19 protein-coding genes and 1 pseudogene are annotated in these 25,082 nt (G+C 70.1%); 15 read left to right on the top strand and 5 right to left on the bottom strand.

Annotation, left to right across the window (positions count from 1 at the left end):
• The first annotated feature begins 200 nt into the window (after nucleotides 1-200).
• The 7 genes from rpsB (at nucleotide 201) to ACFHW1_RS06720 (ending at nucleotide 7,307) form a co-directional block, all read left to right on the top strand.
• Nucleotides 201-1,049, top strand: coding sequence for a 30S ribosomal protein S2 (gene rpsB, locus ACFHW1_RS06750; protein WP_416553065.1), 849 nt, complete (start codon nucleotides 201-203; stop codon nucleotides 1,047-1,049).
• Between the two features lie 39 nt (nucleotides 1,050-1,088).
• Entirely contained in the window at nucleotides 1,089-1,919 is an 831-nt protein-coding gene (gene tsf / locus ACFHW1_RS06745; protein ID WP_416568475.1) for a translation elongation factor Ts, read from the top strand.
• Between the two features lie 194 nt (nucleotides 1,920-2,113).
• On the top strand, nucleotides 2,114-2,881 hold the full coding sequence (gene pyrH, locus ACFHW1_RS06740; protein ID WP_370461410.1) for a UMP kinase: 768 nt from the start codon (nucleotides 2,114-2,116) through the stop codon (nucleotides 2,879-2,881).
• Nucleotides 2,882-2,960: 79 nt separating this feature from the next.
• Nucleotides 2,961-3,518: a ribosome recycling factor gene (gene frr, locus ACFHW1_RS06735; protein ID WP_123604413.1), complete on the top strand. Its 558-nt coding sequence runs from the start codon at nucleotides 2,961-2,963 to the stop codon at nucleotides 3,516-3,518.
• The gene (locus ACFHW1_RS06730) at nucleotides 3,518-4,909 is read left to right on the top strand and encodes a phosphatidate cytidylyltransferase (protein ID WP_416615072.1); all 1,392 of its coding nucleotides are present in this window, start codon (nucleotides 3,518-3,520) and stop codon (nucleotides 4,907-4,909) included. The genes frr and ACFHW1_RS06730 overlap by 1 nt, the downstream gene beginning before the upstream one ends.
• An 84-nt stretch (nucleotides 4,910-4,993) precedes the next feature.
• Nucleotides 4,994-6,121 carry a 23S rRNA (adenine(2503)-C(2))-methyltransferase RlmN gene (gene rlmN / locus ACFHW1_RS06725; RefSeq protein ID WP_416615070.1) on the top strand — a complete coding sequence of 376 codons (1,128 nt, stop codon included), beginning with the start codon at nucleotides 4,994-4,996 and terminating at the stop codon, nucleotides 6,119-6,121.
• 37 nt (nucleotides 6,122-6,158) lie between these two features.
• The gene (locus ACFHW1_RS06720; RefSeq protein WP_416553058.1) at nucleotides 6,159-7,307 is read left to right on the top strand and encodes a DivIVA domain-containing protein; all 1,149 of its coding nucleotides are present in this window, start codon (nucleotides 6,159-6,161) and stop codon (nucleotides 7,305-7,307) included.
• 82 nt (nucleotides 7,308-7,389) lie between these two features.
• Here the strand turns inward: ACFHW1_RS06720 and ACFHW1_RS06715 are convergent, their stop codons facing one another.
• A complete protein-coding gene (locus tag ACFHW1_RS06715) occupies nucleotides 7,390-7,668 on the bottom strand; it encodes a DUF2631 domain-containing protein (protein WP_416553056.1) in 279 nt (92 codons plus the stop codon).
• A gap of 163 nt (nucleotides 7,669-7,831) precedes the next feature.
• Between ACFHW1_RS06715 and ACFHW1_RS06710 the strand changes: the two genes are divergently transcribed.
• Nucleotides 7,832-9,424: a Rieske 2Fe-2S domain-containing protein gene (locus tag ACFHW1_RS06710; RefSeq protein ID WP_416553054.1), complete on the top strand. Its 1,593-nt coding sequence runs from the start codon at nucleotides 7,832-7,834 to the stop codon at nucleotides 9,422-9,424.
• Nucleotides 9,425-9,461: 37 nt separating this feature from the next.
• Here the strand turns inward: ACFHW1_RS06710 and ACFHW1_RS06705 are convergent, their stop codons facing one another.
• Nucleotides 9,462-11,126: a phytoene desaturase family protein gene (locus ACFHW1_RS06705; protein WP_416553052.1), complete on the bottom strand. Its 1,665-nt coding sequence runs from the start codon at nucleotides 11,124-11,126 to the stop codon at nucleotides 9,462-9,464.
• 54 nt (nucleotides 11,127-11,180) lie between these two features.
• Here ACFHW1_RS06705 and ACFHW1_RS06700 point away from each other — a divergent pair, with 54 nt between their 5' ends.
• Complete coding sequence (locus ACFHW1_RS06700) at nucleotides 11,181-13,376, top strand: MMPL family transporter (RefSeq protein WP_416568470.1); 2,196 nt, start codon at nucleotides 11,181-11,183, stop codon at nucleotides 13,374-13,376.
• Here the strand turns inward: ACFHW1_RS06700 and ACFHW1_RS06695 are convergent.
• Nucleotides 13,354-14,169 (bottom strand): annotated as a pseudogene (locus tag ACFHW1_RS06695) (YhjD/YihY/BrkB family envelope integrity protein); the annotation flags it as partial. The gene ACFHW1_RS06700 and the pseudogene ACFHW1_RS06695 sit on opposite strands and share 23 nt — an antisense overlap.
• 178 nt (nucleotides 14,170-14,347) lie before the next feature.
• Here ACFHW1_RS06695 and ACFHW1_RS06690 point away from each other — a divergent pair.
• The 5 genes from ACFHW1_RS06690 (at nucleotide 14,348) to ACFHW1_RS06670 (ending at nucleotide 21,090) form a co-directional block, all read left to right on the top strand.
• Nucleotides 14,348-14,974, top strand: a complete 627-nt coding sequence (locus tag ACFHW1_RS06690) for a Uma2 family endonuclease (protein ID WP_416568469.1) — start codon at nucleotides 14,348-14,350, stop codon at nucleotides 14,972-14,974.
• Nucleotides 14,975-15,037: 63 nt separating this feature from the next.
• A complete protein-coding gene (gene dxr, locus ACFHW1_RS06685; protein ID WP_416568498.1) occupies nucleotides 15,038-16,231 on the top strand; it encodes a 1-deoxy-D-xylulose-5-phosphate reductoisomerase in 1,194 nt (397 codons plus the stop codon).
• Complete coding sequence (locus tag ACFHW1_RS06680; protein ID WP_278167803.1) at nucleotides 16,231-17,478, top strand: M50 family metallopeptidase; 1,248 nt, start codon at nucleotides 16,231-16,233, stop codon at nucleotides 17,476-17,478. Before dxr ends, ACFHW1_RS06680 begins: the two co-directional genes overlap by 1 nt.
• Nucleotides 17,479-17,484: 6 nt before the next feature.
• On the top strand, nucleotides 17,485-18,657 hold the full coding sequence (gene ispG, locus ACFHW1_RS06675) for a flavodoxin-dependent (E)-4-hydroxy-3-methylbut-2-enyl-diphosphate synthase (RefSeq protein WP_416553046.1): 1,173 nt from the start codon (nucleotides 17,485-17,487) through the stop codon (nucleotides 18,655-18,657).
• 288 nt (nucleotides 18,658-18,945) lie between these two features.
• Complete coding sequence (locus tag ACFHW1_RS06670; RefSeq protein WP_416553044.1) at nucleotides 18,946-21,090, top strand: cellulase family glycosylhydrolase; 2,145 nt, start codon at nucleotides 18,946-18,948, stop codon at nucleotides 21,088-21,090.
• A gap of 154 nt (nucleotides 21,091-21,244) precedes the next feature.
• Here the strand turns inward: ACFHW1_RS06670 and ACFHW1_RS06665 are convergent, their stop codons facing one another.
• Nucleotides 21,245-21,769: a MerR family transcriptional regulator gene (locus ACFHW1_RS06665; RefSeq protein ID WP_416615068.1), complete on the bottom strand. Its 525-nt coding sequence runs from the start codon at nucleotides 21,767-21,769 to the stop codon at nucleotides 21,245-21,247.
• Between the two features lie 86 nt (nucleotides 21,770-21,855).
• Here ACFHW1_RS06665 and ACFHW1_RS06660 point away from each other — a divergent pair, with 86 nt between their 5' ends.
• Nucleotides 21,856-22,392 carry a DinB family protein gene (locus ACFHW1_RS06660; RefSeq protein WP_416553040.1) on the top strand — a complete coding sequence of 179 codons (537 nt, stop codon included), beginning with the start codon at nucleotides 21,856-21,858 and terminating at the stop codon, nucleotides 22,390-22,392.
• A 49-nt stretch (nucleotides 22,393-22,441) separates the two neighbouring features.
• On the opposite strand, the gene ACFHW1_RS06655 is transcribed toward ACFHW1_RS06660, so the two are convergent.
• Nucleotides 22,442-24,913 carry a low temperature requirement protein A gene (locus ACFHW1_RS06655; protein ID WP_416553038.1) on the bottom strand — a complete coding sequence of 824 codons (2,472 nt, stop codon included), beginning with the start codon at nucleotides 24,911-24,913 and terminating at the stop codon, nucleotides 22,442-22,444.
• Nucleotides 24,914-25,082 lie beyond the last annotated feature (169 nt).

Raw genomic sequence — 25,082 nt, 5'->3', positions numbered from 1 at the left:
GACCCGGCGCAGGGCGTACACTTGACAACCGGCGACCGCCTCGTGCGGTCGACCTCGCGCGCCCTTCTCCCCGGCGACAGCCGTGGGGGCGACGGTCCCCTGGTCCTGATCATTCAGGCCCACCATGACCGCCGACCGGGCGCCAGGACGCCCGGCCGCCGGCCGGCGTGACAACCAGGGACGTACAGGGAGAAGACACCATGGCCGTGGTGACCATGCGTCAGCTGCTGGAGAGCGGTGTGCACTTCGGGCACCAGACCCGGCGCTGGAATCCGAAGATGAAGCGGTTCATCTTCACTGAGCGTAACGGCATTTACATCATCGACCTGCGCCAGACCCTCGACTACATCGAGAAGGCGTACACCTTCGTCCGTAACACGGTGGCCGACGGCGGCAACATCCTGTTCGTCGGGACCAAGAAGCAGGCGCAGGAGGCCATCGCCGAGCAGGCGACCCGGGTCGGTCAGCCGTACGTCAACCACCGCTGGCTCGGCGGCATGCTGACCAACTTCCAGACGGTGTACAAGCGACTGCAGCGGATGAAGGAGCTGGAGGCGCTGGACCTGACCGGCACCGCGCAGGGCTACACCAAGAAGGAGACCCTGCAGCTGTCCCGGGAGAAGGACAAGCTCAGCCGTACGCTCGGCGGCCTGCGGGACATGCAGAAGGTGCCGGCGGCGATCTGGGTCGTCGACACGAAGAAGGAGCACATCGCCGTCGACGAGGCCCGCAAGCTGGGCATTCCGGTGATCGCGGTGCTCGACACCAACTGTGACCCGGACGAGGTCGATTTCCCGATCCCGGGCAACGACGACGCGATCCGCTCCGCCGAGCTGCTCACCCGGGTCGTCGCGACCGCCGTGGCGGATGGTCTGATTGCCCGTTCCGGCAAGTCGCGTGGTGCCGAGGAGAAGCCGGAGCCGGGCGCCGTGGCCACCGACGAGCCGCTGCCCGAGTGGGAGCGCGAGCTGCTTGAGGGGCCGGCCAACAAGGAGAACGAGCCCTCGGCCGGCAAGGAAAACGAGCCCGCTGCCGCCGCTGCGGAATGACGACCACCCAAGCCGTCTGACGAGACTGAAGAGAGAGTCATGTCCAACTTCACCGCCGCGGACGTCAAGAAGCTCCGCGACCTCACCGGCGCCGGCATGATGGACTGCAAGAAGGCGCTGCAGGAGGCCGAGGGCGACTTCGACAAGGCCGTCGAGATTCTGCGGATCAAGGGTGCCAAGGACGTCGGCAAGCGGGCCGGCCGCACCGCCGCGAACGGCTTGGTGGCCCACGCCGGGTCGGCGCTGCTGGAGCTCAACTGCGAGACCGACTTCGTCGCGAAGAACACCGACTTCATCGATTTCGCGCAGTTGCTGGTCGAGCACGGCGAGCAGATCAAGGCCACCGACGCGGAGGCGCTGCTCAGCTCCACCCTGCCGGACGGTCGGCCGGTCGCCGACGCGGTTCAGGAACAGTCCGCCAAGATCGGCGAGAAGCTGGTGCTCAACCGGTTCGCCCGGCTCGACGGCACCGTCACGGTCTATCTGCACCGCAAGGCGCAGGACCTGCCGCCGCAGGTGGGCGTCCTGGTGGCGTACTCCGGCAAGGAGGACGAGGCGGCCGACGCCGACGCCCGCGGTGTGGCGATGCAGATCGCCGCGATGCGGCCGCGCTTCCTCACCCGTGAGGAGGTGCCGGCGGAGACGGTCGAGTCGGAGCGCCGGATCGCCGAGCAGACGGCCCGCGAGGAGGGCAAGCCGGAGGCGGCCATGCTGAAGATCATCGAGGGCCGGGTGAACGCCTTTTTCAAGGACTTCGTCCTGCTGGAGCAGGCCTCGGTGGCGGACAACAAGAAGACGGTCAAGAAGGTGCTGGCCGAGGCCGGCATCGATGTGACCGGGTTCGTCCGGTTCGAGGTCGGCCAGGCCTGACCCGGTCCGGGCCGGGTGTCGGCGCGTCGGCCGGTCGGCGGCCGCGCAGGCAGGTCCCCGGTGAGGATCGAGACGATCGATCGACAGAGGAGGCCGTTGGTGTACGTGACAGGCACCACGGCCTCCTCGTTCCGTAGTGTGGGCACGAGGGTGAGTACGGCGGCGCTGAGGGCAGCTAACGAAGGGCGGGTCGGATGACGCAGGTAATGAGTGGACACACGCTGGCGGCGGACGACCCGACCGCGCCCCCACCCGGTCGGTCCCGGCGGGTGGTGCTGAAACTGTCCGGAGAGGTATTCGGCGGCGGAGCGATCGGCGTCGATCCGGATGTGGTGCAGGACATCGCCCGGCAGATCGCCACTGTCTCCCGGCTCGGGGTCCAGGTTTCGGTGGTGGTCGGCGGCGGTAACTTCTTCCGCGGTGCCGAGCTGCAGAAGCGCGGTATGGACCGGGCCCGAGCCGACTACATGGGCATGCTGGGCACTGTGATGAACTGCCTGGCCCTGCAGGACTTCCTGGAGAAGGAAGGCGTCGAGACCCGGGTGCAGAGCGCCATCACGATGGCCCAGGTCGCGGAGCCGTACATCCCGCTGCGGGCGATCCGGCACCTGGAAAAGGGCCGTGTGGTGATCTTTGGCGCGGGCGCCGGTATGCCGTACTTCTCCACCGACACCGTCTCGGCGCAGCGTGCCCTGGAGATCCACGCCGACGTGGTGCTGATGAGCAAGAACGGCGTGGACGGGGTGTACACCGCCGATCCACGGACCGACCCGACCGCCAGCAAGCTCGACACGGTGACCTTCGCCGAGGCGCTGCGGCGCGGGCTGCGGGTCGCCGACGCCGCCGCGTTCAGCCTCTGCATGGACAACGACCTGCCGATGTTGGTCTTCGGCGCGCAGGGCGACGACACGATCGTGCGCGCAGTCGCCGGCGAGCGCATCGGTACCTTGATCACGACCTAACCGGCCGGACCGTGCGGCGGATCCGTACCGGCAGGTGCCAGCAGGGACACCGGACCATCAGAAGGAGGCGACGGAACAGGTGATCGAGGAGACTCTGCTCGAAGCAGAGGAGAAGATGGAGCGCGCCGTCGAGCACGCCAAGGAGGAGTTGGGCGCGATCAGGACCGGTCGGGCCACTCCGGCGATGTTTTCCCGCATCGTGCTTGACTACTACGGAACCCCGACGCCGATCACCCAGATGGCATCCGTCGGGGTGCCCGAGCCGCGGATGGCCATCGTCAAGCCGTACGACATGTCGCAGCTCGCCGCGATGGAGAAGGCGATCCGCGACTCGGACCTCGGAGTCAACCCCAACAACGAGGGGACCCAGCTCCGGATCCTGCTGCCGCAGATGACCGAGGACCGCCGGCGAGAGATGATCAAGGTGGCGCGCGGCAAGGGCGAGGACGCCAAGGTCGCCATCCGCAACGTCCGTCGCAAGGCCAAGGAAGAACTCGACCGCATCGTCAAGGACGGCGAGGCCGGCGAGGACGAGGGACGCCGGGCCGAGAAGGAACTGGACGATCTCACCCACCGGTACGTGTCCAGCGTCGACGATCTGGTCAAACACAAGGAAACCGAGCTGCTCGAGGTCTGATGTCCTACCCCGAGACCGCTGGCGGCGATCAACCGGACGCTCGAACGAGGGCGCGGCACCCCGGCGCCGCGCCCGAACCGTCAGCTCCGGAGACCCGTAACGGCCACCCGCTGGCCGAGCGGTCCCAGCCGTACGGCGGCCCGAACGGAGTGCCCGGCGCCGGTTACGGTACCGCCGGTTACGGGGGCGCCGCGTACGGGGGTGCGGCCCATGGCGGTCCCCTCCCCACTGGGCCGTACACCGGTACCGGGGATTTCCCGAATGCCGGTTCCCACCTCGGCAACGGCGGTCTGCCCCAAGCCGGCGCGCCGACCGGCAACGGTCACTGGTCGACCGGGTACCGGGACGGCGAGCAGACAGAGCCGTCGACGGACCCGGACCCGCAGGTCGGGCCCGACAGCTCGGCAGCGCGTCGGCGGGCCGGCGCGCGACGCCGTCGATCCGGCCGGTCTGGTCCGGCCCGGCCGGCGACCGAGCGCTCCGACCCGGATCAGCCGCTGCCGGAGCCGACCGGCTCTCGTCGGGCCGGTCAGAATCCGTCCGGCGAAACCGGGAACGCATCGCCGGCTGCCGACCGTCGGCCGTCAGCCGGTCGAGATCTGCCGGCCGCCATCGGCGTCGGCCTCGGGCTGGTCGTCGTGGTGCTCGGTTCGTTGTTCCTGTGGCGGCCAGCCTTCCTGGTCGTCCTGCTGGCCGCCGTCAGCCTGGGCACCTGGGAGATGATCCGAGCGGTGCGCACCAGCGGCGCCCGCCCGCCGATGACCCCGTTGCTTGCCGGTGGCGCGCTGATGTCCGTGCTGGCCTGGCGGATCGGCCCGGATGCTCTGGCGCTCGGGCTGCTGGTGACGGTCCTGGCGATGCTGATCTGGCGGCTGGGCGACGGACCGTCCGGGTATCAGCGGGACGCGGCCACGGCCACGCTGATCACGGTCTACGTCCCGTTTCTGGGCGGTTTCGCCGCGTTGCTGGCCAGTCGGCCGGACGGCGACCTGCAGATTCTGGTCACCCTGGCCGCGGTGATCCTCTCCGATACCGGTGGCTATGCCGCTGGCGTCTTCTACGGCAGGCACCGGATGGCACCGACGATCAGCCCGAAGAAGTCCTGGGAAGGCTTCGCCGGGTCGGTGGCCGCCGCCGGGATCGGCAGCGCGGTGCTGCTGTTTCTGTTGCTCGACGTCATGCCGCTGTGGGGGGCGCTGTTCGGCGTGGCGGTGTCGGTCGCGGCTGTGCTGGGGGACCTCGGCGAGTCCATGCTCAAGCGGGATCTCGGGGTCAAGGACATGAGCAACCTGCTACCCGGACACGGCGGGCTGATGGACCGGCTCGACTCGATCCTGTTCGCGTTGCCGGTCTCCTACCTCGTGCTGTCGTTGATCGCGTTGGCCGGCTGAGCGGTCGTTCAGAAGGGGGTGGCCGGTCGATTCGCCCACCGTGGCGAGCTGGCCACGGCGGGATCGTGGGAGACTGGTCCTGCCATGAGAAGTCTGCCACTGACCCCGAGCCGTCCGGTGACCGCCGCGTCCGACGGTCGCCCCGCCCTGCCGCCCCAGCACCTGGCCGATCTCGATCTCGGCCAGCGGCAGACGCTGCTGGCCGGGCTCGGCCAGCCCGCGTACCGGGCGAAGCAGATCTCGACGCACTACTTCGGCCGGCTGACCCGGGACCCGCAGGCGATGACGGATCTGCCGGCCGCCGCCCGGGCCGGGGTCGCCGAGCGGCTGTTGCCGACCCTGCTCACTCCGGTGCGCGAAGACGCGTGTGACAGCGGTGCCACCCGCAAGGCGCTCTGGCGGTTGCACGACGGAGCCCTGGTGGAGAGCGTGTTGATGGGTTACCCGGACCGGGTGACCGTCTGCGTGTCCAGCCAGGCCGGGTGCGGGATGGCCTGTCCGTTCTGCGCCACCGGTCAGGCCGGGCTGACCCGAAACCTGTCCACCGCGGAGATCATCGACCAGGTCGTCCACCTCGCGGGAGTAGCCGCGGCGGGTGGCGTCACCGGGTCACCGCCCCGGCTGTCGCACGTCGTCTTCATGGGGATGGGCGAACCGTTGGCCAACTACGGCCGGGTGATCGCCGCCGTCCGCCGGCTCTGCGCGCCACCACCGGAAGGGCTGGGCCTGTCGCAGCGGCATGTGACCGTCTCGACCGTCGGACTGGTGCCGGCGATGCGCCGTCTCGCCGGGGAAGACCTATCGGTAACTCTTGCGCTGTCGTTGCATGCGCCCGATGATGATCTGCGCGACGAACTCGTGCCAGTCAACCAACGGTGGAAGGTCGCCGAAGTCCTGGACGCCGCGTGGGAATACGCGGACCGTACAGGTCGGCGGGTGTCCATCGAGTACGCGATGATCCGGGATGTGAACGACCAGCCATGGCGAGCCGATCTGCTGGGTCGATTGCTGGCTGGTCGCATGGCCCATGTGAATCTTATTCCGCTCAATCCGACTCCGGGCAGTCGTTGGGACGCCAGTCCCAAGCCGATCGAGCGGGAATTCGTTCGTCGGCTGCGTACAGCCGGCGTCGCGGTGACCGTCCGCGACACCCGGGGCCGGGAGATCGACGGAGCATGCGGGCAGCTCGTGGCCGCTGAGACGGCGTCGTGAGCTACCGGTGTGATCAGCGAGTGAATCAGGAGACGTAGTGGCGAGTCAGGGACAGCGCTTCCGGCGCCGGGCGCTTCGTCGGGGCTACAAGGTCGACGAAGTGGATGCCTTCCTCGACCGTGTCGAGGCCACACTCGCCGGCGAGCCGGTGGGGTCACCGGTTTCCGCACAGGAAGTGCACGATGTCGTATTCAGAGTCCGGTTCAACGGCTACGACGAATGGCAGGTCGACCTGCACCTGGACCGGGTGGAACGACAGCTGACCGAGCTGGAGGAGCGTGGCCCAGCCGGTCGTGGCGCGGACACCCGTGCCGGCCGCCCCGACCGGCTGACCCCGGCCGGGCGTGACGATCGTCCCGTGCCGTCGGCCGCCGCCGCGCTGCCGCCGCGGCCGATGCCCGGTCAGCCGGGGCCGATGCCCGGTCAGCCGGGGCCGATGCCCGGTCAGCCGGGGCCGGCCCCCGATCCGTACGGCCACTACGCCGACCAGCCGACCGGCAGTTACGGCCGCTACGAGGACCCCCGGGGCAGCTACCCGCCGGGAGCTCCGGCAGGCGGCCCGCCGGTCCCGGCACCGGGCGGGCCGCACCGCGGCTTCGGTCCCGGCCCGGACGGTCGGTTCGACGGCTTCGAGCAGGGCCGGCATGGCAAGGCCGACATGACGGCCGAGGTCTACTTCCCGGATCGGCGATCTGGCCCGTCCGGTCCGCCGCCAGGTGGACACCCCGGCCATCCCGGCATGGGTGGTTCCCCCGGCGGCCACCCTGGGATGGCTGGCGGCCACCCCGGCATGGGCGGCCCTCCCGGCGGTGGCCACCAGGGCATGGCGGGCGGCCGCCCGGCGATGCCGGGTCAGCCAGGCGTCGCCGGCTACCCGGGTGGGCCGGGCAGCCCCGGCCACCTGCCGGGCGGACCGGCGGGACCGTCCGGTGGTGGCAGCCTGCAGCGGGTGGACCAGATCCGGCGGACCTTCCAGGTCCGCCGGTTCGGCAGCGGCTACGACCCGGCGCAGGTGGACCGGCTGTTCGAGGAACTCCTTACCGCGATGGCCGGCCGGGGACCGATGCCGGTGGACACGGCGGAACTCGACACGGTGCAGTTCGGGCTGGTCACCGGCGGCTACTTCGAGGCCGAGGTCGACGCCGCACTGAAGGAGGTACAGGACATCCTGCAGCGCGGCCGGTGACCGCCGGCTGCGGCCGCCCTTGGCTGGATCAGCGCCAGCGGTCAGGCGCCGGATCAGCGCCAGCGGTGCGGCCCGGGCCCGGTCAGGAACGCAAGCCGTTGCGTCGTAGCACGGCGTCGCCGACAACGATGGCCAGCAGTCCAACGGCCAGGCCGATCAGCCAGATGTCCTCGACGCGGCCCTCATGGTTGCCGATCAGCATGGAGAGCAACACCAACGCTGAAACGACAGCACCGATCCGCCCCAACTTGCGATGGCCCGGCTTGTGCTGGTCGGGTGAGGTCACCGGCTCGGTTCCGGCCACGGCTGGTCCTCCTCTCGAACCGGCCCGTTCCGATGAACGGAGCCCGGTCACTCGCATGGATCCCGCCCAGTCTGGCATGGTGCCGGCGGGCGCGGCATCGCGACCCCGCCGTGGGACCCGTGCGGGAGCTGGTGGATCCGGACGTCGCCAGCCGGGGCGACTGCTGCCTCCGGTAGCGTTTCCGGCGTACACATCGCTTGTGACCGAGGGGGTCTGTACGGTGCGACTGACGGGAACCGGGCACGCCAGTATGCGGATCGACACGGCTGCGGGCAGCATCCTGTGCGACCCGTGGGTCAACCCGGCCTACTTCGCCTCATGGTTTCCCTTTCCGGACAACTCCCAGTTGGACTGGGAATCCCTCGGACAGGTCGACTATCTGTACGTCTCCCACCTGCACCGGGACCATTTCGACGCGGCGCACCTCAAGCACTTCGTGTCGAAGAAGGCGACCGTGCTGCTGCCCGAGTACCCCACCTCGGAGCTGGAGGACGAGCTGCGTGAGCTCGGCTTCACCAGCTTTCTACGGACAAAGACCAACGAGGTGGTCGAGCTGGACGGCGGCCTCAACGTCATGATCCAGGCGTTGACCAGCCCGACCGACGGCCCGATCGGTGACTCGTCGTTGTGGGTCGAACACGACGGCATCCGACTGCTCAACCAGAACGACGCCCGTCCCACCGATCTGTCGGTCTTCGCCGCACTCGGCCACGTGCACGCCCACCTGCTGCAGTTCTCCGGCGCCATCTGGTACCCGATGGTCTACGAGCTGCCCACCAACGCCAAGACCGCCTTCGGCAAGCAGAAACGGGAGCGCCAGTTCGATCGCACCTGGCGGTACATCGATGATCTAAAGGCATCGTACGTCTTTCCGATCGCCGGGCCGCCCTGCTTCCTCGACGACGCGCTGTGGCAGTTCAACGACATCCACGGCGACGAGGGCAACATCTTCCCCGACCAGCAGGTCTTCCTGTCCGAGTACACAAAGGTCGGCGGCACCAACGGAGTGGTGCTCCTGCCCGGTTCGGTCGCCGAGGTCACCGCCGACGACTGCCGCACCACGCACCCGCAGCCGGTCGACGAGTTCTTCGCCAACAAGCAGGCCCACCTGGTTGAGATGCGGGAGCGCAAGCGCCCGGTCATCGAGGCCGAGAAGGCCTCCTGGCGGCACCCGGAGATTGACGTACTGGGCGAGATGAAACGTCGTATCGAGCCGTTGCTGGAGGAGTCGGTCTACCTGGCCAAAGGGGTCGGCGGCCCGGTCCGGTTCGACCTGGTCGACTACGACGGCGAGTCGGTCGAGTCGATCGTGGTGGACTTCCCCGGCAAGCAGGTGCGGCCGTACGCCGACGAGAAGGTCCGCTACCGGTTCCGCACCGACCGGGCACTGGTGGAGCACCTGCTGCACACCGGCGAGGTCGACTGGGTCAACTCGCTCTTCCTGTCCTGCCGGTTCTCCGCCGCGCGGATCGGCCAGTACAACGAGTTCGTCTACGCCTTTTTCAAGTGCCTGTCCACTGAGCGGCTGCAGTACGCCGAGGGCTGGTACGCCGAGCAACGCCCGGACGCCGAGGACGTCAAGATAGGTGACTGGATCGTGCAGCGCCGCTGCCCGCACCTGAAGGCCGACCTGACCCGGTTCGGCATCATCGACGGCGATCAGCTCACCTGCCAGCTGCACGGTTGGCGGTTCGACCTGACCAGCGGGCGGTGCCTGACCAGCGTAGGGCACGAGATCCGGGCCCGCCGGGCGGGCACTCCGGCACCGGCGGAGTGCCAGATCCCGGCCGGCGAGCCGGCGGCGCAGGCCTAGCACCTGCCTGGCGCCGACGGCCTGGGGACCGCCGCGCCTAACGTCCGCCGCGCCCCAGGTCGGTGAGGATCCGCCGGGCGGCGTTGTGCCCGGCGGCGCCGATCACACTGCCCGCCGGGTGACAGCCGGCGCTGCCCGCGTACAGGCCGGGCAGCCCGGTGGCGTACGGCATCCGGTCGGTGAACGACACGGTGTTGTCCACGTGGTGGATGTGCCCGCCGGTGATGCCGAAGTGCGCCTCGATGCCGGGTGGGGCGAGCGGCACCGCGTCGGCGACCAGCGTGCTGGTGCCCGGCGCGTACCGGTCGCAGACGGCCAGCAGCTGTTCGACGTACCCGGGCAGTTCGGTCGACCACGACGAACCCGTCGGCTGCCACGGCACCGACTGGACGAACAACGCCGACGAGTGATGTCCGGCGGCGTCGCGCAGTGACGGGTCGGCCGTGGTATGCAGGTACCACTCGATGGTTGGCTCGGCCGGCAGCCGGCCGGCCCGCACATCGGCCCACATCGCCCGCAGCGCGGTCATCGGCGACTCGCCGCCGCCGGGCAGCAGCGACGCCGACCCGGGCAGCAGATGGATGGTGGCCCCGAACGGGCTGGGCGCGGCGTCCGGCAGGCAGCTGAACCGGGGCAGCCCGGTCAGCGCCAGGTTGACCTTCAACGTGCTGCCCGGCCGGCGGGTGGCGGCCATCCGGTCGGTCAACATGGCCGGCAGCGCGCCGTCGGGGGCCAGCTCCAGCAGCCGGTACGGGTCGCAGGCACCGAGCACCACCTCGGCGGCGACCGACCGGCCGTCGGCGACGACGACGCCGCTGGCGTTGCCGGCGTCCACGGTGATCCCGGTGACCGGTGTGTCGGTGACGATCCGCGCCCCGGCGGCTCGGGCGGCGTCGGCGAAGGTCCGCGACACGGTGCCCATCCCGCCGGCGGCGATCATCCAGGTGCCATCCGCGCCGGGCAGCCGGCACATGTTGTGGACCAGGAAGTTATGGCCGGTGGCGGGATCGTCCGGGCCGGCGGTCAGCCCGCTCAGCCCGTCGGTGACGGCGTACATGGCGACCAGCAGCTCGGAGCGGAACTCGAAGCGGGCCAGGTAGTCGGCGACCGAGCCGCGGACCAGGTCGATGAAGACCTGCCGCAGCGCCGGGCGGACGTAGCGCTGCGCGGTCTGCTCGACCGGCAGCGGCTCGGCCAGCCAGGCCGGTGCCAGGTCGTCGCGTAGCGCCGCCAGTTCGGCCTGCATGGCGTCGTCGGCGGCCACGTCGGCGGCGGAGAGAGTCGCCGCCATCTGCGCCCGGGTCGCGGCCCGGTCCGTGCCGAACAGCAGGTACGGCGACCCCGGCCCACCCGGGGTGGGCAGGAAGTAGTGCGGGTCGCGGCGCAGCACCGGGATGGTCACGTCGAGGGTGGCCAGCAGTTCCGGCGGCATCAGCCCGAGCAGGTACGAGCCGGTCGAGTGGCGCAGCCCTGGCACCCGGGTGAACGGCTGCTCGGTGCGGGTGGCGCCGCCGATCACCTCGGCCGCCTCCAGCACCAGCACGTTCAGCCCGGCCCGGGCCAGCAGGACCGCCGCGACCAGACCGTTGTGCCCGGACCCGATGACGACCACGTCGGCCCGGGCCGGCAGGCCGGCCGTGTTGGGCAGGTCCGCGCGGTCCGACGTGTCGGGTCGCGGTGCCGGAGACTGTGACGTACCCATGTCCCGACCCTAGTCGCCGTGCGGCGTCCATGATGGGCCTGCGATTGTCGAGACGTGTTCGCATGGTGGGGACGGACCGTGGTCCGGTTGCGATGGGTGGTGCTGGCCGCCGCCGCGTTGCTGGTCGTCGTCGGAGTGACCTGGGGGACCGGCCTGTTCGGGGCGGTCTCCGGTGGCGGTTTCGCCGACCCGGCGGCCGAGTCGACGCAGGCCCGGGAGCGGATCAACGCCGAGCTGGGCAACCAGGACGTCGACGTGCTGGTGCTGTACCGCAGTGACACGGCCACCGTCGACGACCCGGCGTTCCGCGAGCCGGTCACCGAGACCCTGGCGTCGCTGGCCACCCGGCCGGAGGTGACCAGTGTCACCAGCTACTACGACACCGAGTCACCGGCGCTGGTCGCCACCGACCGGCTGGCCACCTACGCCCTGGTCCAGCTCGCCGGCGACGACGAGGACGCCAAGACCGCCGCCTTCGAGCAGATCCGACCGCTGCTGGACGCGCCGGGGCTGACCACTCGGGCCGGCGGTGCCGTGCCGTTCCTCGACCAGGCCAACGAGCAGACCATCCGGGACATCACCCGGGCCGAGCTGATCGCCCTGCCGATCCTGCTGGTGCTGCTGGTGCTGATCTTCGGTGGGCTGGTCGCGGCGTCGATGCCGCTGCTGGTCGGCGTGCTCGCCATCCTCGGCGCGTTCGTGGCGGTCCGGGCCCTCACCCTGGCCACCGAGGTTTCGGTGTTCGCGATCAACGTGATCACCCTGATCGGGCTGGGCATGGCGATCGACTATGCGCTTTTCGTGGTCAGCCGGTTCCGGGAGGAGTTGGCCGCCGGCCACCCGACCCCGGAAGCGCTGGTGCGCACGGTCGCCACCGCCGGGCGTACCGTCGCGGTCTCCGGCCTGATCATCGGTACCTCGCTGATCAGCCTGCTGATCTTCCCGCAGCCGTTCCTGACCGGGATCGGCTTCGGCGGGATGGCCGCGGTGCTGGTCGCCATGCTCGCCTCGGTGACCGCGCTACCCGCCCTGTTGGCGGTGCTCGGCCCGCGGATCAACGCGCTCACCGTACCGTTGCCGTGGCGCCGCCGGGCGGTGCCGCCACCGCCGGGGGAGGCCGGCCGGGCCGGCGCCTGGGCCCGGATCGCCCGCAGCGTGATGCGGCGTCCGGTGCGCTACGCCACCGTCGTGGTGGTCGGGCTGCTGCTGCTGGCCACCCCGTTCCTGCGGGCCGAGTTCGGTGGCTTCGACGAGCGGGTGTTGCCGGCCGGTGCGCAGTCGCGGGTGGTGGCCGAGACGATCGCCGGGGAGTTCCCCGACGGCGCCAGCATCGGCCCGATCGAGGTGCTGGTCTCCGGCGCCGGCCCCGACTTGGTGCAGGCCTTCGCCGAGGACATCGCCGGGCTGCCGGGCGCCACCGGTGCCCAGATCGCGGCGGTACGCGACACCTCGGCGCTGATCCGGGTCAGCTACGTCGGCGAGCCGACCGGCGACGAGGCCGAGGCACTGGTTCGGGCCATCCGCCACCTGCCGCCCCCGGCCGGGGCCGAGGTCCTCGTCGGCGGCCGCACCGCCGCAGACATCGACATGCTGGACAGCCTCGGCAGCTACCTGCCGTGGATGGCGCTGCTGATGGCCACCGCCACCATGGTGCTGCTGTTCCTGGCGTTCGGCTCGGTGGTGTTGCCGGTCAAGGCGGTACTGATGAACCTGGTGTCGATCGGCGCCTCGTTCGGCGTGGTGGTCTGGGTGTTCCAGGACGGGCACTTCGCCGACTGGCTCGGCTTCACCCCGACCGGGTTCATCGATCCGACCAACCCGATCCTGATGTTGGCGGTGCTGTTCGGTCTGGCGACGGACTACGAGGTGTTCCTGCTGTCGCGGGTGCGGGAGGAGTGGGACCGCACCGGCGACAACACCGCGTCGGTCGCCGCCGGGCTGCAGCACACCGGACGGATCATCACCGCCGCCGCACTGCTGCTGATCGTGGTGGTGGCCGGCTTCGCCACCGGCGGCATCTCGTTCATCAAGCTGATCGGGGTTGGGATGATCGTGGCGATCGTCGTCGACGCGACCCTGGTGCGGGTGCTGCTGGTGCCGGCGACGATGCGGCTGCTGGGTCGGTGGAACTGGTGGGCGCCGGGTCCGTTGGGCCGGCTGTACCGCCGGTTCGGGCTGCACGAGACCCCGGCGCAGCCGCAGTTGGCATCGGTCGGCTCCGGTGCCGGCGCCGACGGCGCCACCGGCTGAACGCCAGCGTGGCGGAGTAGCCGGCCAGCACGATCACGTGCAGCAGGTAGAGCCAGAGCAGCACCGCGACCGCCGCGCCGACCTGGTCGAGCCCGCCGAACGGCACCCCGAGGTCCAGCGGCAGCGAGCAGAACAGGATGAACCCGTGCAGGAAACCGGACAGGTTGGCGGCGGTGAACGAGCCGACCGCGACCGTGGCCAGCCAGTCCGGTTTGCCTGGCCCGACCACCCGGAACACCCACACCAGCACTGGGCTCAGCCCCAGCCAGACGGCCAGGAACGACACCACCACCCCGAGCGCGCCGGCCCAGCCGCCCCGGGCGAACAGCCCGGCGGCCGACGGTAGGGCCAGCAGCACCAGCAGCATCAGCGCCGGTGCTGCGCCGAGCAGCGGCAGCAGCAGCACCCGGCCCCGCCAGCCGACCATCGACTCGGCCGGCTCCGGCGGTGGTGCCACCGACACGAACGCTCGGCGCAGCCCTTCGCCGTACAGCGAGGCGGGCAGCACGGCGGCCAGCGCCAGCACCGGGGTAAGGTGCAGGCCGGCGTCGATCAGGGCGGCGGCGGCCCGGTCGGCGCCGAGCTGTCCGGGCAGGGTGTCGATCGCCGGGTCGGTGAGCCGGCGGATCCGGCCCGCACCGGCGAACAGTCCGGTCAGCCAGATCGCCAGCAGCACCACCGGGACGACCGCGATCGCGCCGAAGAAGGTGATCGAGGCGGCGTGCAATGACAGGTCCCGCCCGCGCAGCGGCCGGAACGCTGCCCGGACGAGCCGGCGACCTCGGGAGACCATGTCCCTCAGCATTCCCCACCGGGGCGGTCGCCACTCCCGTACGGGCGGTCGGCCGGCGCGGGGTGGCCGTCCGGTCCGGCGGCGGTTGGCTTGCCGACATGGCCCGGTGCGCCGCCGTGGCGGGGCGGCGCGGCTAGTCTGGTCGGTGCATCATGTCCCGCGGAAAGGGGTGAGCACGTTGGCACAGCCGGCATTCGTGCCCGATCCGGAGCCGCGGCGTGAGCCGTCGTTCGACGTACTCGGCGATTTCGACGAGCCGTGGACCGCGCAGCTCGCCCTTGACCTGTTGCCGGAGACCAATGGTCCCAAGGTCGAGGTCCTCAGCGGGAGCGTGATCGTGACACCATATGCCGGAGTTGACCACCAGTCGGTCGAGCGAGAGCTTTCCTACCTGCTGCATCGGGCTGCGCGCAGGGCCGGCCTATGGGCCTATCCGGAGATCAACGTGGTTTCCGGGGCTGACCTGTTCATACCCGACCTGGTCGTGCTGCGGACGTCCGGTGGCGGCAGGACGACCGTTGACGTGGCGGACGCCGTACTGCTGGGCGAGATCGTGTCGCGCGGCAACCGGCGCAAGGACGTGATCGACCGGCCCCGGCAGTACGCCGCAGCCGGCGTTGCCTGGTTCCTCCGAGTGGATCTTCGGAACCGAGTGCCGGCGCTGGTGTTGCACGAGCTGAGCGACGGGGAGTACCGGCCGGTGGCGGCGGCTGCGGCCGGGACCACGTTCGTGATGAAGGAGCCGTTCGAGTTCACCATCGATCCGGCCGATCTGCTCGACGAGGCCGACGACGGCGTACGGTGACGCGGTGTCCGGGCGGCTGCGCCGCTACGGGACAATGAGTCGGTGACTTCCTCCCCACGGGATATCGTCCTGCTCGGCTCCACCGGCTCGATCGGCACCCAGGCGGTCGACATCGTCACCCGCAGCCCTGACCGGTTCCGCATCGTCGGGCTCGGTGCCGGCGGCGGCAACGTCGAGTTGCTCGCCGTACAGGCACTGCAGTTGCAGGTCGAGGTGGTGGCGGTGGCCCGGGCCTCGGCGGCGCAGGACCTGCAGCTCGCCTTCTACGCCGAGGCGTCCCGGCGCGGCTACCCGACCGGTGGGTTCCGAATTCCGAAGATCCTGGCCGGCCCGTCGGCGATGGCCGAACTCGCCGAGTGGCCGTGCGACGTGGTGCTCAACGGGGTGGACGGCTCCCGGGGGCTGGCCCCGACGTTGGCGGCGTTGCGGGCCGGTCGGACCCTGGCGCTGGCCAACAAGGAGTCGCTGATCGCCGGCGGCCCGATCGTGCGGGCGGCGATCCAGCGCCCGGACCAGATCGTGCCGGTGGATTCCGAGCACTCGGCGCTCGCCCAGTGCCTGCGCTCCGGTGCCGCCGACGAGGTGCGCAAGCTGGTGGTGACGGCGAGCGGCGGCCCGTTCCGGGGGCGGGCGCGCGCCGAGCTGACCGAGGTCACCCCGGAGCAGGCGATGGCCCACCCGACCTGGAACATGGGCCCGGTCATCACGATCAACTCGGCGACGTTGGTGAACAAGGGCCTGGAGATCATCGAGGCGCACGAACTGTTCGGCATCCCGTACCCGAGGATCGAGGTGGTGGTCCACCCGCAGTCGGTGATCCATTCGATGGTGGAGTTCGTGGACGGTTCAACGATCGCCCAGGCCAGCCCACCGGACATGCGACTGCCGATCGCGCTGGCCCTGGGCTGGCCGGCCCGGGTGCCGGCGGCGGCCGCCCCGGTCGACTGGACCCGGGCGCAGAGTTGGGAGTTCGCCCCGCTCGACGAGACGTCGTTCCCGGCGGTGGCGCTGGCCAAGCAGGCCGGCGCGGACGGCCGCTGCCGGCCGGCGGTCTACAACGCCGCGAACGAGGAGTGCGTGGCGGCGTTCGTCGCCGGCAGGCTACCGTTCCTCGGCATCGTCGACACGGTGGAGCGGGTGCTGCAGTCGGCACCGGATTTTGGTGAACCGGGTACGGTCGACGATGTGCTCACTGCGGAATCCTGGGCGCGAACCCGGGCGCATGAGCTGATCGGTGCATCGGCGGAGGGAGCTTGATGGCGTACCTGCTCGGGGTGGTTCTCTTCGCCCTCGCGATTCTCATCTCGGTCAGCCTGCACGAGGCCGGTCACATGGTGACCGCGAAGAAGTTCGGGATGAAGGTGACCCGGTACTTCGTCGGTTTCGGCCCGACCATCTGGTCGTTCCGGCGCGGTGAGACCGAGTATGGCCTCAAGGCCATCCCGCTGGGTGGCTTCTGCAAGATCGTCGGCATGACCCCGCAGGACGACGACGTGGCACCCGCCGACGAGTCCCGGGTGATGTGGCGCTTCCCGGTGTGGAAGCGGACGGTGGTGATGTCCGCCGGTTCGGTGACCCACTTCGGGCTGGCGATCGTCGCCCTCTGGCTGGCTGCGGTCTTCATGGGTTTGCCGAACCCGGACTTCCCCGCCACCGAGGAGCAGGCCCGTCAGGAGCCGGCGGTGGTCGCGGTCACCGACTGTGTGGTCGTCGAGTACGTGGCCCGTGCCTGCGAGGCCGGCGACCCGGCCAGCCCGGCCGCGCAGGCGGGCCTGCGCGACGGCGACCGGATCCTCGCGGTGAGCGGCACCCCGGTCGACACCTGGGGTGACATGCTGGAGGCGATCCGGGGTGCCGATCCGGGGCCGGCGACCGTCCGCTACGAGCGGGACGGGACGACCGGCACCGTCGAGGCGGAGCTCGCCGCGGTGCAGCGTCCCGAGCTGGGCACCGACGAAGGCCCGTTGAGTACGGTCGCCGCGCTCGGTGTCGGGTTGCGGATCGAGAAGCCGGGCATGGTGACGTACGGGCCGATCGAGGCGTTCGGCGCGACCGGCGACTACCTGCGCCAGATGGCGGTCGGCACCGTCGAGGCGATGATGCGGATCCCGGAGAAGATCCCGGCGCTGTGGGCGTCGATCACCGGCGCGGAGCGCGACATCGACACCCCGATCAGCGTGGTCGGTGCCAGCCGGCTCGGCGGGGAGGCGGTGGCCAACGACGCCTGGGAGCTGTTCGTGCTGCTGTTCATCTCGCTGAATTTCTTCGTCGGGGTGTTCAATCTGCTGCCGCTGCTGCCGTTGGACGGCGGGCACATCGCGATTGCCTGGTTCGAGAAGGCCAGGTCCTGGCTGTACGCGGTGCTCGGCCGGCCCGATCCGGGCCGGGTCGACTATTTCAAACTGATGCCACTCACGTACGCGGTTCTGCTGATCGGTGGCGCGTTCACGCTGCTGACCATCACCGCGGACGTGGTCAACCCGATCACGCTGTTCTCGAGGTGAGTTGAAGTGACCGCAGTCAGTCTGGGCGTGCCCGCAGTGCCGCCGCCGCCGTTGGCGTCGCGCCGGGCCAGCCGGCGGATCATGGTCGGTCCGGTGCCGGTGGGTGGCGGTGCGCCGGTCTCCGTACAGTCGATGACCACCACGGTGACCTCGGACATCAACGCCACCCTGCAGCAGATCGCCGAGCTGACCGCGTCCGGCTGCCAGATCGTGCGGGTCGCCGTGCCGTCGCAGGACGACGCGGACGCGTTGCCGACGATCGCCCGTAAGTCGCAGATCCCGGTGATCGCCGACATCCACTTCCAGCCGAAGTACGTCTTCGCGGCGATCGACGCCGGCTGCGCGGCGGTACGGGTCAACCCGGGCAACATCCGGCAGTTCGACGACAAGGTGGCCGAGATCGCCAAGGCGGCGTCGGCGGCCGGAACCCCGATCCGGATCGGCGTCAACGCCGGTTCACTGGACAAGCGGTTGCTGGCCAAGCATGGCAAGGCGACCGCCGAAGCGCTGGTGGAGTCGGCGTTGTGGGAGTGTTCGCTGTTTGAGGAGCACGACTTCCGGGACATCAAGATTTCGGTCAAGCACAACGACCCGGTGGTGATGATCCGGGCGTACCGGCTGCTGGCCGAGCAGTGCGACTATCCGCTGCACCTCGGGGTGACCGAGGCCGGCCCGGCGTTCCAGGGCACGGTGAAGTCGGCGGTGGCGTTCGGCGCGCTGCTGGCCGAAGGGATCGGCGACACCATCCGGGTGTCCCTGTCCGCGCCGCCGGTGGAGGAGATCAAGGTCGGTACGGCGATCCTGGAGTCGCTCGGGTTGCGTGAGCGGGGCCTGGAGATCGTTTCCTGCCCGTCCTGCGGGCGGGCGCAGGTGGACGTGTACACCCTGGCCGACCAGGTGACCGCCGCGCTGGACGGGTTTCCGGCGCCGCTGCGGGTGGCGGTGATGGGTTGCGTGGTGAACGGGCCGGGTGAGGCTCGGGAGGCCGACCTCGGGGTGGCGTCCGGCAACGGCAAGGGTCAAATTTTCGTCAAGGGTGAAGTGATCAAGACGGTGCCGGAGTCGCAGATCGTGGAGACCCTGGTGGAGGAGGCGCTACGGATCGCCGAGGAGACGGGTGCCGAGTTGCCGGAGGAGATGCGTGAGCTTCTTCCTGGGCCGACGGTCACGGTGCACTGAGGCGTGACGCGCGCCGGCCCGGGGCCGGCTGTCGTTTCTGATCCCGTTGGCGGACGTCGGTCCGCCAACGGGATCGTCTTTGTGCCGGTCAGGGGGGCGTCTGCCGGCAGCGGCGGATTGGTGGGGGGTGCACCTCCGGCGACATTCTCATCGGCGTACGCCGATTGACAAAGTTTAGGCTCCCGACTTAGTCTGCGGCCACTTCGCTGGTGCTGGCTGCTCGTTGCGACCGCCGGTGCCCGTCCCTCCGTGCCTGACCCGCAGGCACACCCCACGGCGAGGAGCGACATGACTCAACAGACAACGACGGCTCGCGGCAGACGGTGGCGTGCTGGCCTGATCGCCGGCGGTGTGACCGCCGCGCTGGTCGGCGGTAGCGTCGCCGTCGCGGCCAGCGCGCACGCGGCCGCCGGCTGCCGGGTGGTCTACTCGGCGCCCGCCCAGTGGCCCGGCGGCTTCACCGCCAGCGTGAACGTCACCAACCTGGGTGACCCGCTCAATGGCTGGCAGCTGACCTGGGCCTTCCCGTCAGGACAGCAGGTCACCCAGGCCTGGAACGCCACCATCACCAGCTCGGGCAGCCAGGTCACCGCGACCAACGTCAGCTACAACGCCAACCTCGGCACCAACGCGACCGTCTCGTTCGGCTTCAACGGCTCCTGGTCGGGTAGCAACACCGCGCCGACCTCGTTCGCGCTCAACGGTGTCACCTGCACCGGCAGCGTGGGTCCCAGCACGCCGCCGCCGACCGACCCACCGTCGCCGACGGTGCCGCCGACCACCGCGCCGCCGTCCCCGACACCGACCGCGACCCCGCGTCCGCCCGGCAACCCGCAGGACGTCGTCGACGCCATGCAGCCCGGCTGGAACCTGGGCAACACCCTCGACGCGACCGGCGACAACGTCGGCGGCAGCGGTGAGACCTCATGGGGCAACCCGCTGGTCACCCGGGACCTGATCCGCACAGTGAAGTCGCAGGGCTTCAACAGCATCCGGATCCCGACGACCTGGACGCACCACCACGGCGGCGCGCCCAGCTACACGATCGACCCCACCCGGCTCGCCCGGGTCAAGCAGATCGTCGACTGGGCCCTCGCCGAGGACCTGTACGTGATGATCAATCTGCACCACGATTCGTGGCAGTGGATCAACACGATGCCCAGCAACCGTACTGGCGTCCTGGATCGCTACTCGGCGCTGTGGACCCAGCTGGCGAACACCTTCCGCGACTCGTCGCCAAAGCTGCACTTCGAGAGCGTCAACGAGCCGCAGTTCAGCAACAGCTCCGGCGATGCCCAGAACGCCCAGCTGCTCGACGAGCTGAACCGCAGGTTCCACCAGATCGTCCGCAACTCTGGCGGTAACAACGCCACCCGGCTGCTCATCCTGCCGACCCTGCACACCTCATCCGACCAGGCCCGGCTCGACGAGCTCGCCAGCACTTTCACCGCGCTGAACGACCCCAACCTGATCGCCACGGTGCACTACTACGGCTACTGGCCGTTCAGCGTCAACGTCGCCGGTGGCTACCGCTTCGACGCCACCGCCCAGCAGGACGTGATCGACTCGCTCAACCGGGTACAGAACACCTTCGTCTCCCGGGACATCCCGGTCGTCATCGGTGAGTTCGGCCTGCTCGGCTTCGACCGGCACACCGGCACCATCCAGCAGGGCGAGAAACTGAAGTTCTTCGAGTTCTTCGGCTACCACACCCGGACCCGCGGCATCGCTACCCAGCTGTGGGACAACGGCCAGCACCTCGGCCGGACCAGCTTCCAGTGGAGCGACCCGGAGCTGATCGCCCAGATCAAGTCGGCCTGGACCACCCGCTCCGGCACCGCCGCCAGCGACATGATCTTCGTGCCGCGGACCGGCGGCGTCACCGCGAAGACCCTCGCGCTGAACCTCAACGGGCTGACCTTTCAGGGGCTGCGGCAGGGCAACACCGACCTGGTCCGGGGGACCGACTACACGGTCAGCGGCAATCAGTTGACGCTGACCGCGTCCACCGTCACCCGCCTGGTCGGCAACCGGGCGTACGGGGTGAACGCCACCCTGCACGCCCGCTTCTCGTCCGGCGTACCGTGGCGAATCAACATCATCTCGTCCGACCCGCCGGTGCTGAGCAACGCGAGTGGTACCACCTCGTCGTTCAACATCCCGACGACCTTCCGCGGTGACCAGTTGGCCACCATGGAGGCGCGGTACGCGGACGGTTCCAACGCCGGCCCGCACAACTGGACGTCGTACAAGGAGTTCGACGTCACCTTCCGGCCGAACTACGCCGCGAACAGCATCACCCTGACGTCGGAGTTCTTCGCCGAGGTCAACGACGGCTCCCCGGTGACGCTCACCTTCCACTTCTGGAGCGGCACGACGATCACCTACACCGTCGTACGGAACGGTTCGTCGGTGACCGGCACCGCCTCGTAACATCTTCCCAGCACCCGGTGGGTGCCGCCGACACACCCGGCGGCACCCACCGGCCCGGTACCTACCCGGCCCTGAGGGCCGACTGGTCAGCAGCAGTCCGGCCCGCAGCAGTCCGGCTCGCAGTCGCAGCGCGTGGTCAGCTCCAGCATCGTGATCACCTCCCGTCCCCATCCGGTGGGCACCATCGCCCTGGTACCGGCGGCGGGCAGGCCGCCGTCGGCAGCTTCTCGGCCATCTCAGTCATCTCCGCCCGTAGCGCGGTCAGCCGGGCCAGCTCCACGTCGACCTCGGCGATTCGGCGGCGCAGTAGCTGCTCCGCCGGCTCACACGGGCAAACACCGGTGTCCCGGACGGCGAGCAGATCGGCGATCTCCCGCAGCCGGAGCCCGAGCCGCTGACAGCCCCGGATGAACCGGAGCCGGTCGACCGCCGCGGCGCCGTACACCCGGTAACCGGTGGGGGTCCGCTCCGGCGGGTGCAGCAGCCCGGCCCGTTCGTAGTAGCGGACGGTGTCCGGCGACACGCCGACAGCGGCGGCGAGGGCGGCGACCCGCAGGCCGGGCCGCTCAACCGCCGTCTCGAATGTGTCGGCCCCGGATCCACCGGTCCCGGACGCGTCGCCCGCCCCGGCGGCGCAGCTGGTGCGGTCGAGAATCTCGACTCTGGTGCCCGTGGTCATGATGACGACGGTAGACCTTGGAGCGCGCTCCAAGGTCAAGCCGAATTTGCTGGCCGTGCCGGAGCAGCCCGTCGATGATGGCCGACATGACGATCGACATGTTCACCGACCCGGCCGCCGATCCGCGTGCCATTCCGCCCCGGCTCGGCGACGAGCGGGCCACCCTCGCCGGGTTTCTCGACTGGCACCGTCGGACCCTGGAACTGAAGTGCGGTGGACTCGACCCGCAGCAGTTGGCTCGCCGGTCGGTGCAGCCGTCGGCGCTGTCGCTGCTCGGGCTGGTGCGGCACCTCGCCGACGTGGAACGGTACTGGTTCCGGCGGGTGATGGCCGGCGAGGACGCCCCGCCACGCTTCTACTCCCAGACCGCACCCAACGACGACTTCGACGGTTCCGTCGCCGACCCGGCGGCCGTCACCCAGGCGTGGGCGGCATGGCGGGAGGAGATCGAGTACGCCGAACGCTTCGTCGCCGACGCCGCCGGACTGGACGTCACCGGCTCCGCCCGGCGCGGCCCGATCTCGCTGCGCTGGGTGTTGATCCACATGATCGAGGAGTACGCCCGACACAACGGCCACGCCGACCTGTTGCGGGAATGCATCGATGGGGCGGTCGGCCAGTAGAACGCGGCCGATCCACCGCTGGCAGCCCGCCGGCCGCCCCCGTCGAACGTCAGCGGGTCGGCTGGGGCGGCTGAGTCCGCAGGTCGCCGACCCGCAGGAACTCGGCCGCCGCGGAGATCAGCACGAACACGGTCAGCGCCGGCAGCGTCCAGGCGGCGGGCAGTGCGGCGGTCGGAAACGCCAGCACGATGACCACGCTGGCGCTGGCGATCCGGTACCAGCTGAGTGCGTGCCAGGTCCGCCACCAGTACATTTGGTTGGCGAGCAGATAGAACCCCACTCCCCAGTAGAAGGCGTAGTGGCCGAACCGGGTGCCGGTGTCGTCGTGCGGCACTGCGGCTTGGTGCAGGCCGTACGCGATCAGGATGACGCAGGCGACCATCGGCAGGTGCAGGTAGGTGAACCCGTCCCGGGCGAGTTTGGCCCGGTCGACGCCGGTCTGCGCCTCCAAGGCGAGCCGGGCCGAGTCGATCGTGGTGAAGTACGGCCACCAGAGAACTCCGACGGCGACCGCCGACGTGACGACGATGACCATGACTTTGGTGGAGACCGGCTGGTCCGCGACGGCCAGGCCGACCGAGATGATTGCCTCGCCGAACGCGATGAGCATGATCAGCGCGTACCGGTCCACCCAGTGCCGGGTGGACCGGGGCCGCCAGGATTTCACCCCGACGGGGTAGCTGCCGGCGAGTTGAATGGTGAGCGCGGCGACCCAGAGCAGCGTGACGGCCGGGTTCGCGGCCAGCCGCTCGGGTGACGCCAGCTCGACCACGGCGAACCCGGCGAGCAGCAGCAGCGCGGCGGTGGACGGTACGGCGTTCTGCCGGGCGAGCGCCCGCAGCACCGGCTCGGTGCGCGACGCCTGCAGGATCAGCAGGGTCTGCATGAGCTGGCTGGCGAGATAACTGGCGACGATGATCAGCGAACCGGGCAGACTTCCCGGGGCCGGCTCGAAGGCCTGGGGGGTGGCGATGCCGATCACCAGGATCGAGGCGGCGATGCCGATCGTGGTGCAGCGGACCAGGACCGTCTCGGTGTGGACCGCGTTGGTGAGCCAGGAGAAGGAGGTCCAAGCCCACCACAGCAGCGCCAGCAGGGTCAGCCCCCGGACGATGCCCAGGGCTGAGGCGTTGCGGGTCATCAGGGTGGTGACCTGGATGAACGCGAAGACGAAGACCAGATCGAGAAAGAGTTCCCGGGGGGTGACCCCGTGCAGCCGGGACGTCTCGGATTCGGCCAGCCGGTGCAGTTGGGTGTGCCGGCGATGGAACACGGTCCGGTCGGCGACCACCATCGCCACGACGCAGACGGCCAGCAGCGCCAAAGCGCCCAGCACCGGGACCCGGGTGGCCACCGGGAGCAGACCCAGTAGCAGAGCGATGCCGAGGATCGGGCTGCGACCGAGCAGGCGTCCGGACAGCCATTCGAAGGCGACCAGCGCCAGCAGATAGAGCAGTACCCCGCCGTACAGGATGACCACGTCGGCGGTGTCCCAGGGGTGCTCGGAGCTGCCGGAGGTCCAGGGATGCTCGGGGCCGCCGCCGATGGTGGCGATCGCGTGTTTGAGTCCGAGAGCGAAGAAGATCAGCCCACCGATCATCGGCAGGTGCAGTCCGCTGTACACGTCCCGGGCCATCCGGGTCTGACCGGCACCGGCGCGCCGGGACAGGGCGTGTTCGGCGAGGATCTTGGCGAGGTCGAAATAGGTCCACCACAGGGCCGACACGACGATCAGGCCGAGCGTGGCGGCGGCGAGCAGCGACCAGGTGACCGGGATGTCGGCGCGGACCGCGCCTCCGGTGCCGACCGAGATGATCGTCTCGCCGAGCGCGATCAGGACGATCAGCGCGTGCCGTTCCGCCAGGTGCCACGCGGAGACGAGCTGCCAACTGCCGCGACCGACCGTGGTCAGCACCACGAAGTCGATGGACAGCGCTACGGCGAACAGGACCAACCGGACCAGGTCGGCGTCGAACCGGGCCGGCAGGTGCGGCGGCAGCAGCGCCGAGGTCAGCAGGACCGACGCCGACGCGGCGAGCGTCAACCAGGCGATCGCGGCCGGACGCCGTCCGGCCGGACCTTCCGACCAGCGGGACCGGGTGAGGACCGCGAGTACGCCGACCCGGATCGCCAGGTAGCCGACCACCACGATGACCGGCCCCGGCAGCCTGCCTGGCGTGTCGAGGAACGTCTCGGGCACGGAGACGCCGATCACCAGCAGGATGGTGGCGATGCCGGCCATCATCAGCGGCATACCGCCCCGGTCCAGGTGGACCACGTTGCCGAGCCAGACAACCGGGGTCCAGCAGTGCCACAGCAGCAGGATCACCATGACCCCGTGGAGCATGCCGACTGCGGTCAGATTGGCCGCCATCAAGGTGGTGATCTTCAGGAAAGCGAACACGAAAAACAGGTCGACGAACAGTTCCATCCAGCTGACGTCGCCGGTCACCAGCGGGTTCCGGCGCACCAGGCGGAGACCGCCGGCGGTCGGATGCGGGTGCGGGCTGTCGTCGTGCACGCCCCAACTCTGGCAACCATCGCCCCGGACCGGAGCGGATCGCTGAATCCTCGGCTGTCCGGATGGGGCCGTCCGGACAGCCGAGGTGCGGCGGTCGGGTCAGCGTGGCCCGGAGCGGCCGGAGGGCGGGCTCCGACGTCGTTGTCGGGGCCCGCCCTCCGGGGCTGTC

This window comes from Micromonospora sp. LOL_014, assembly GCF_048060245.1.
Classification (GTDB): domain Bacteria; phylum Actinomycetota; class Actinomycetes; order Mycobacteriales; family Micromonosporaceae; genus Micromonospora_E.
The sequence above is the reverse complement of the archived record's forward strand: the minus strand, read 5'-3'. Positions and strand labels throughout refer to the sequence as shown.

Coding starts and splice junctions, on each gene's coding strand:
- tsf (WP_416568475.1), top strand. CDS start 1,089: ATGTCCAACTTCACCGCCGCGGACGTCAAGAAGCTCCGCGACCTCACC.
- ACFHW1_RS06665 (WP_416615068.1), bottom strand. CDS start 21,769: ATGACCACGGGCACCAGAGTCGAGATTCTCGACCGCACCAGCTGCGCC.
- ACFHW1_RS06730 (WP_416615072.1), top strand. CDS start 3,518: ATGTCCTACCCCGAGACCGCTGGCGGCGATCAACCGGACGCTCGAACG.
- ACFHW1_RS06660 (WP_416553040.1), top strand. CDS start 21,856: ATGACGATCGACATGTTCACCGACCCGGCCGCCGATCCGCGTGCCATT.
- ACFHW1_RS06680 (WP_278167803.1), top strand. CDS start 16,231: ATGGCGTACCTGCTCGGGGTGGTTCTCTTCGCCCTCGCGATTCTCATC.
- pyrH (WP_370461410.1), top strand. CDS start 2,114: ATGACGCAGGTAATGAGTGGACACACGCTGGCGGCGGACGACCCGACC.
- rlmN (WP_416615070.1), top strand. CDS start 4,994: ATGAGAAGTCTGCCACTGACCCCGAGCCGTCCGGTGACCGCCGCGTCC.
- rpsB (WP_416553065.1), top strand. CDS start 201: ATGGCCGTGGTGACCATGCGTCAGCTGCTGGAGAGCGGTGTGCACTTC.
- ACFHW1_RS06670 (WP_416553044.1), top strand. CDS start 18,946: ATGACTCAACAGACAACGACGGCTCGCGGCAGACGGTGGCGTGCTGGC.
- ACFHW1_RS06705 (WP_416553052.1), bottom strand. CDS start 11,126: ATGGGTACGTCACAGTCTCCGGCACCGCGACCCGACACGTCGGACCGC.
- ACFHW1_RS06715 (WP_416553056.1), bottom strand. CDS start 7,668: ATGCGAGTGACCGGGCTCCGTTCATCGGAACGGGCCGGTTCGAGAGGA.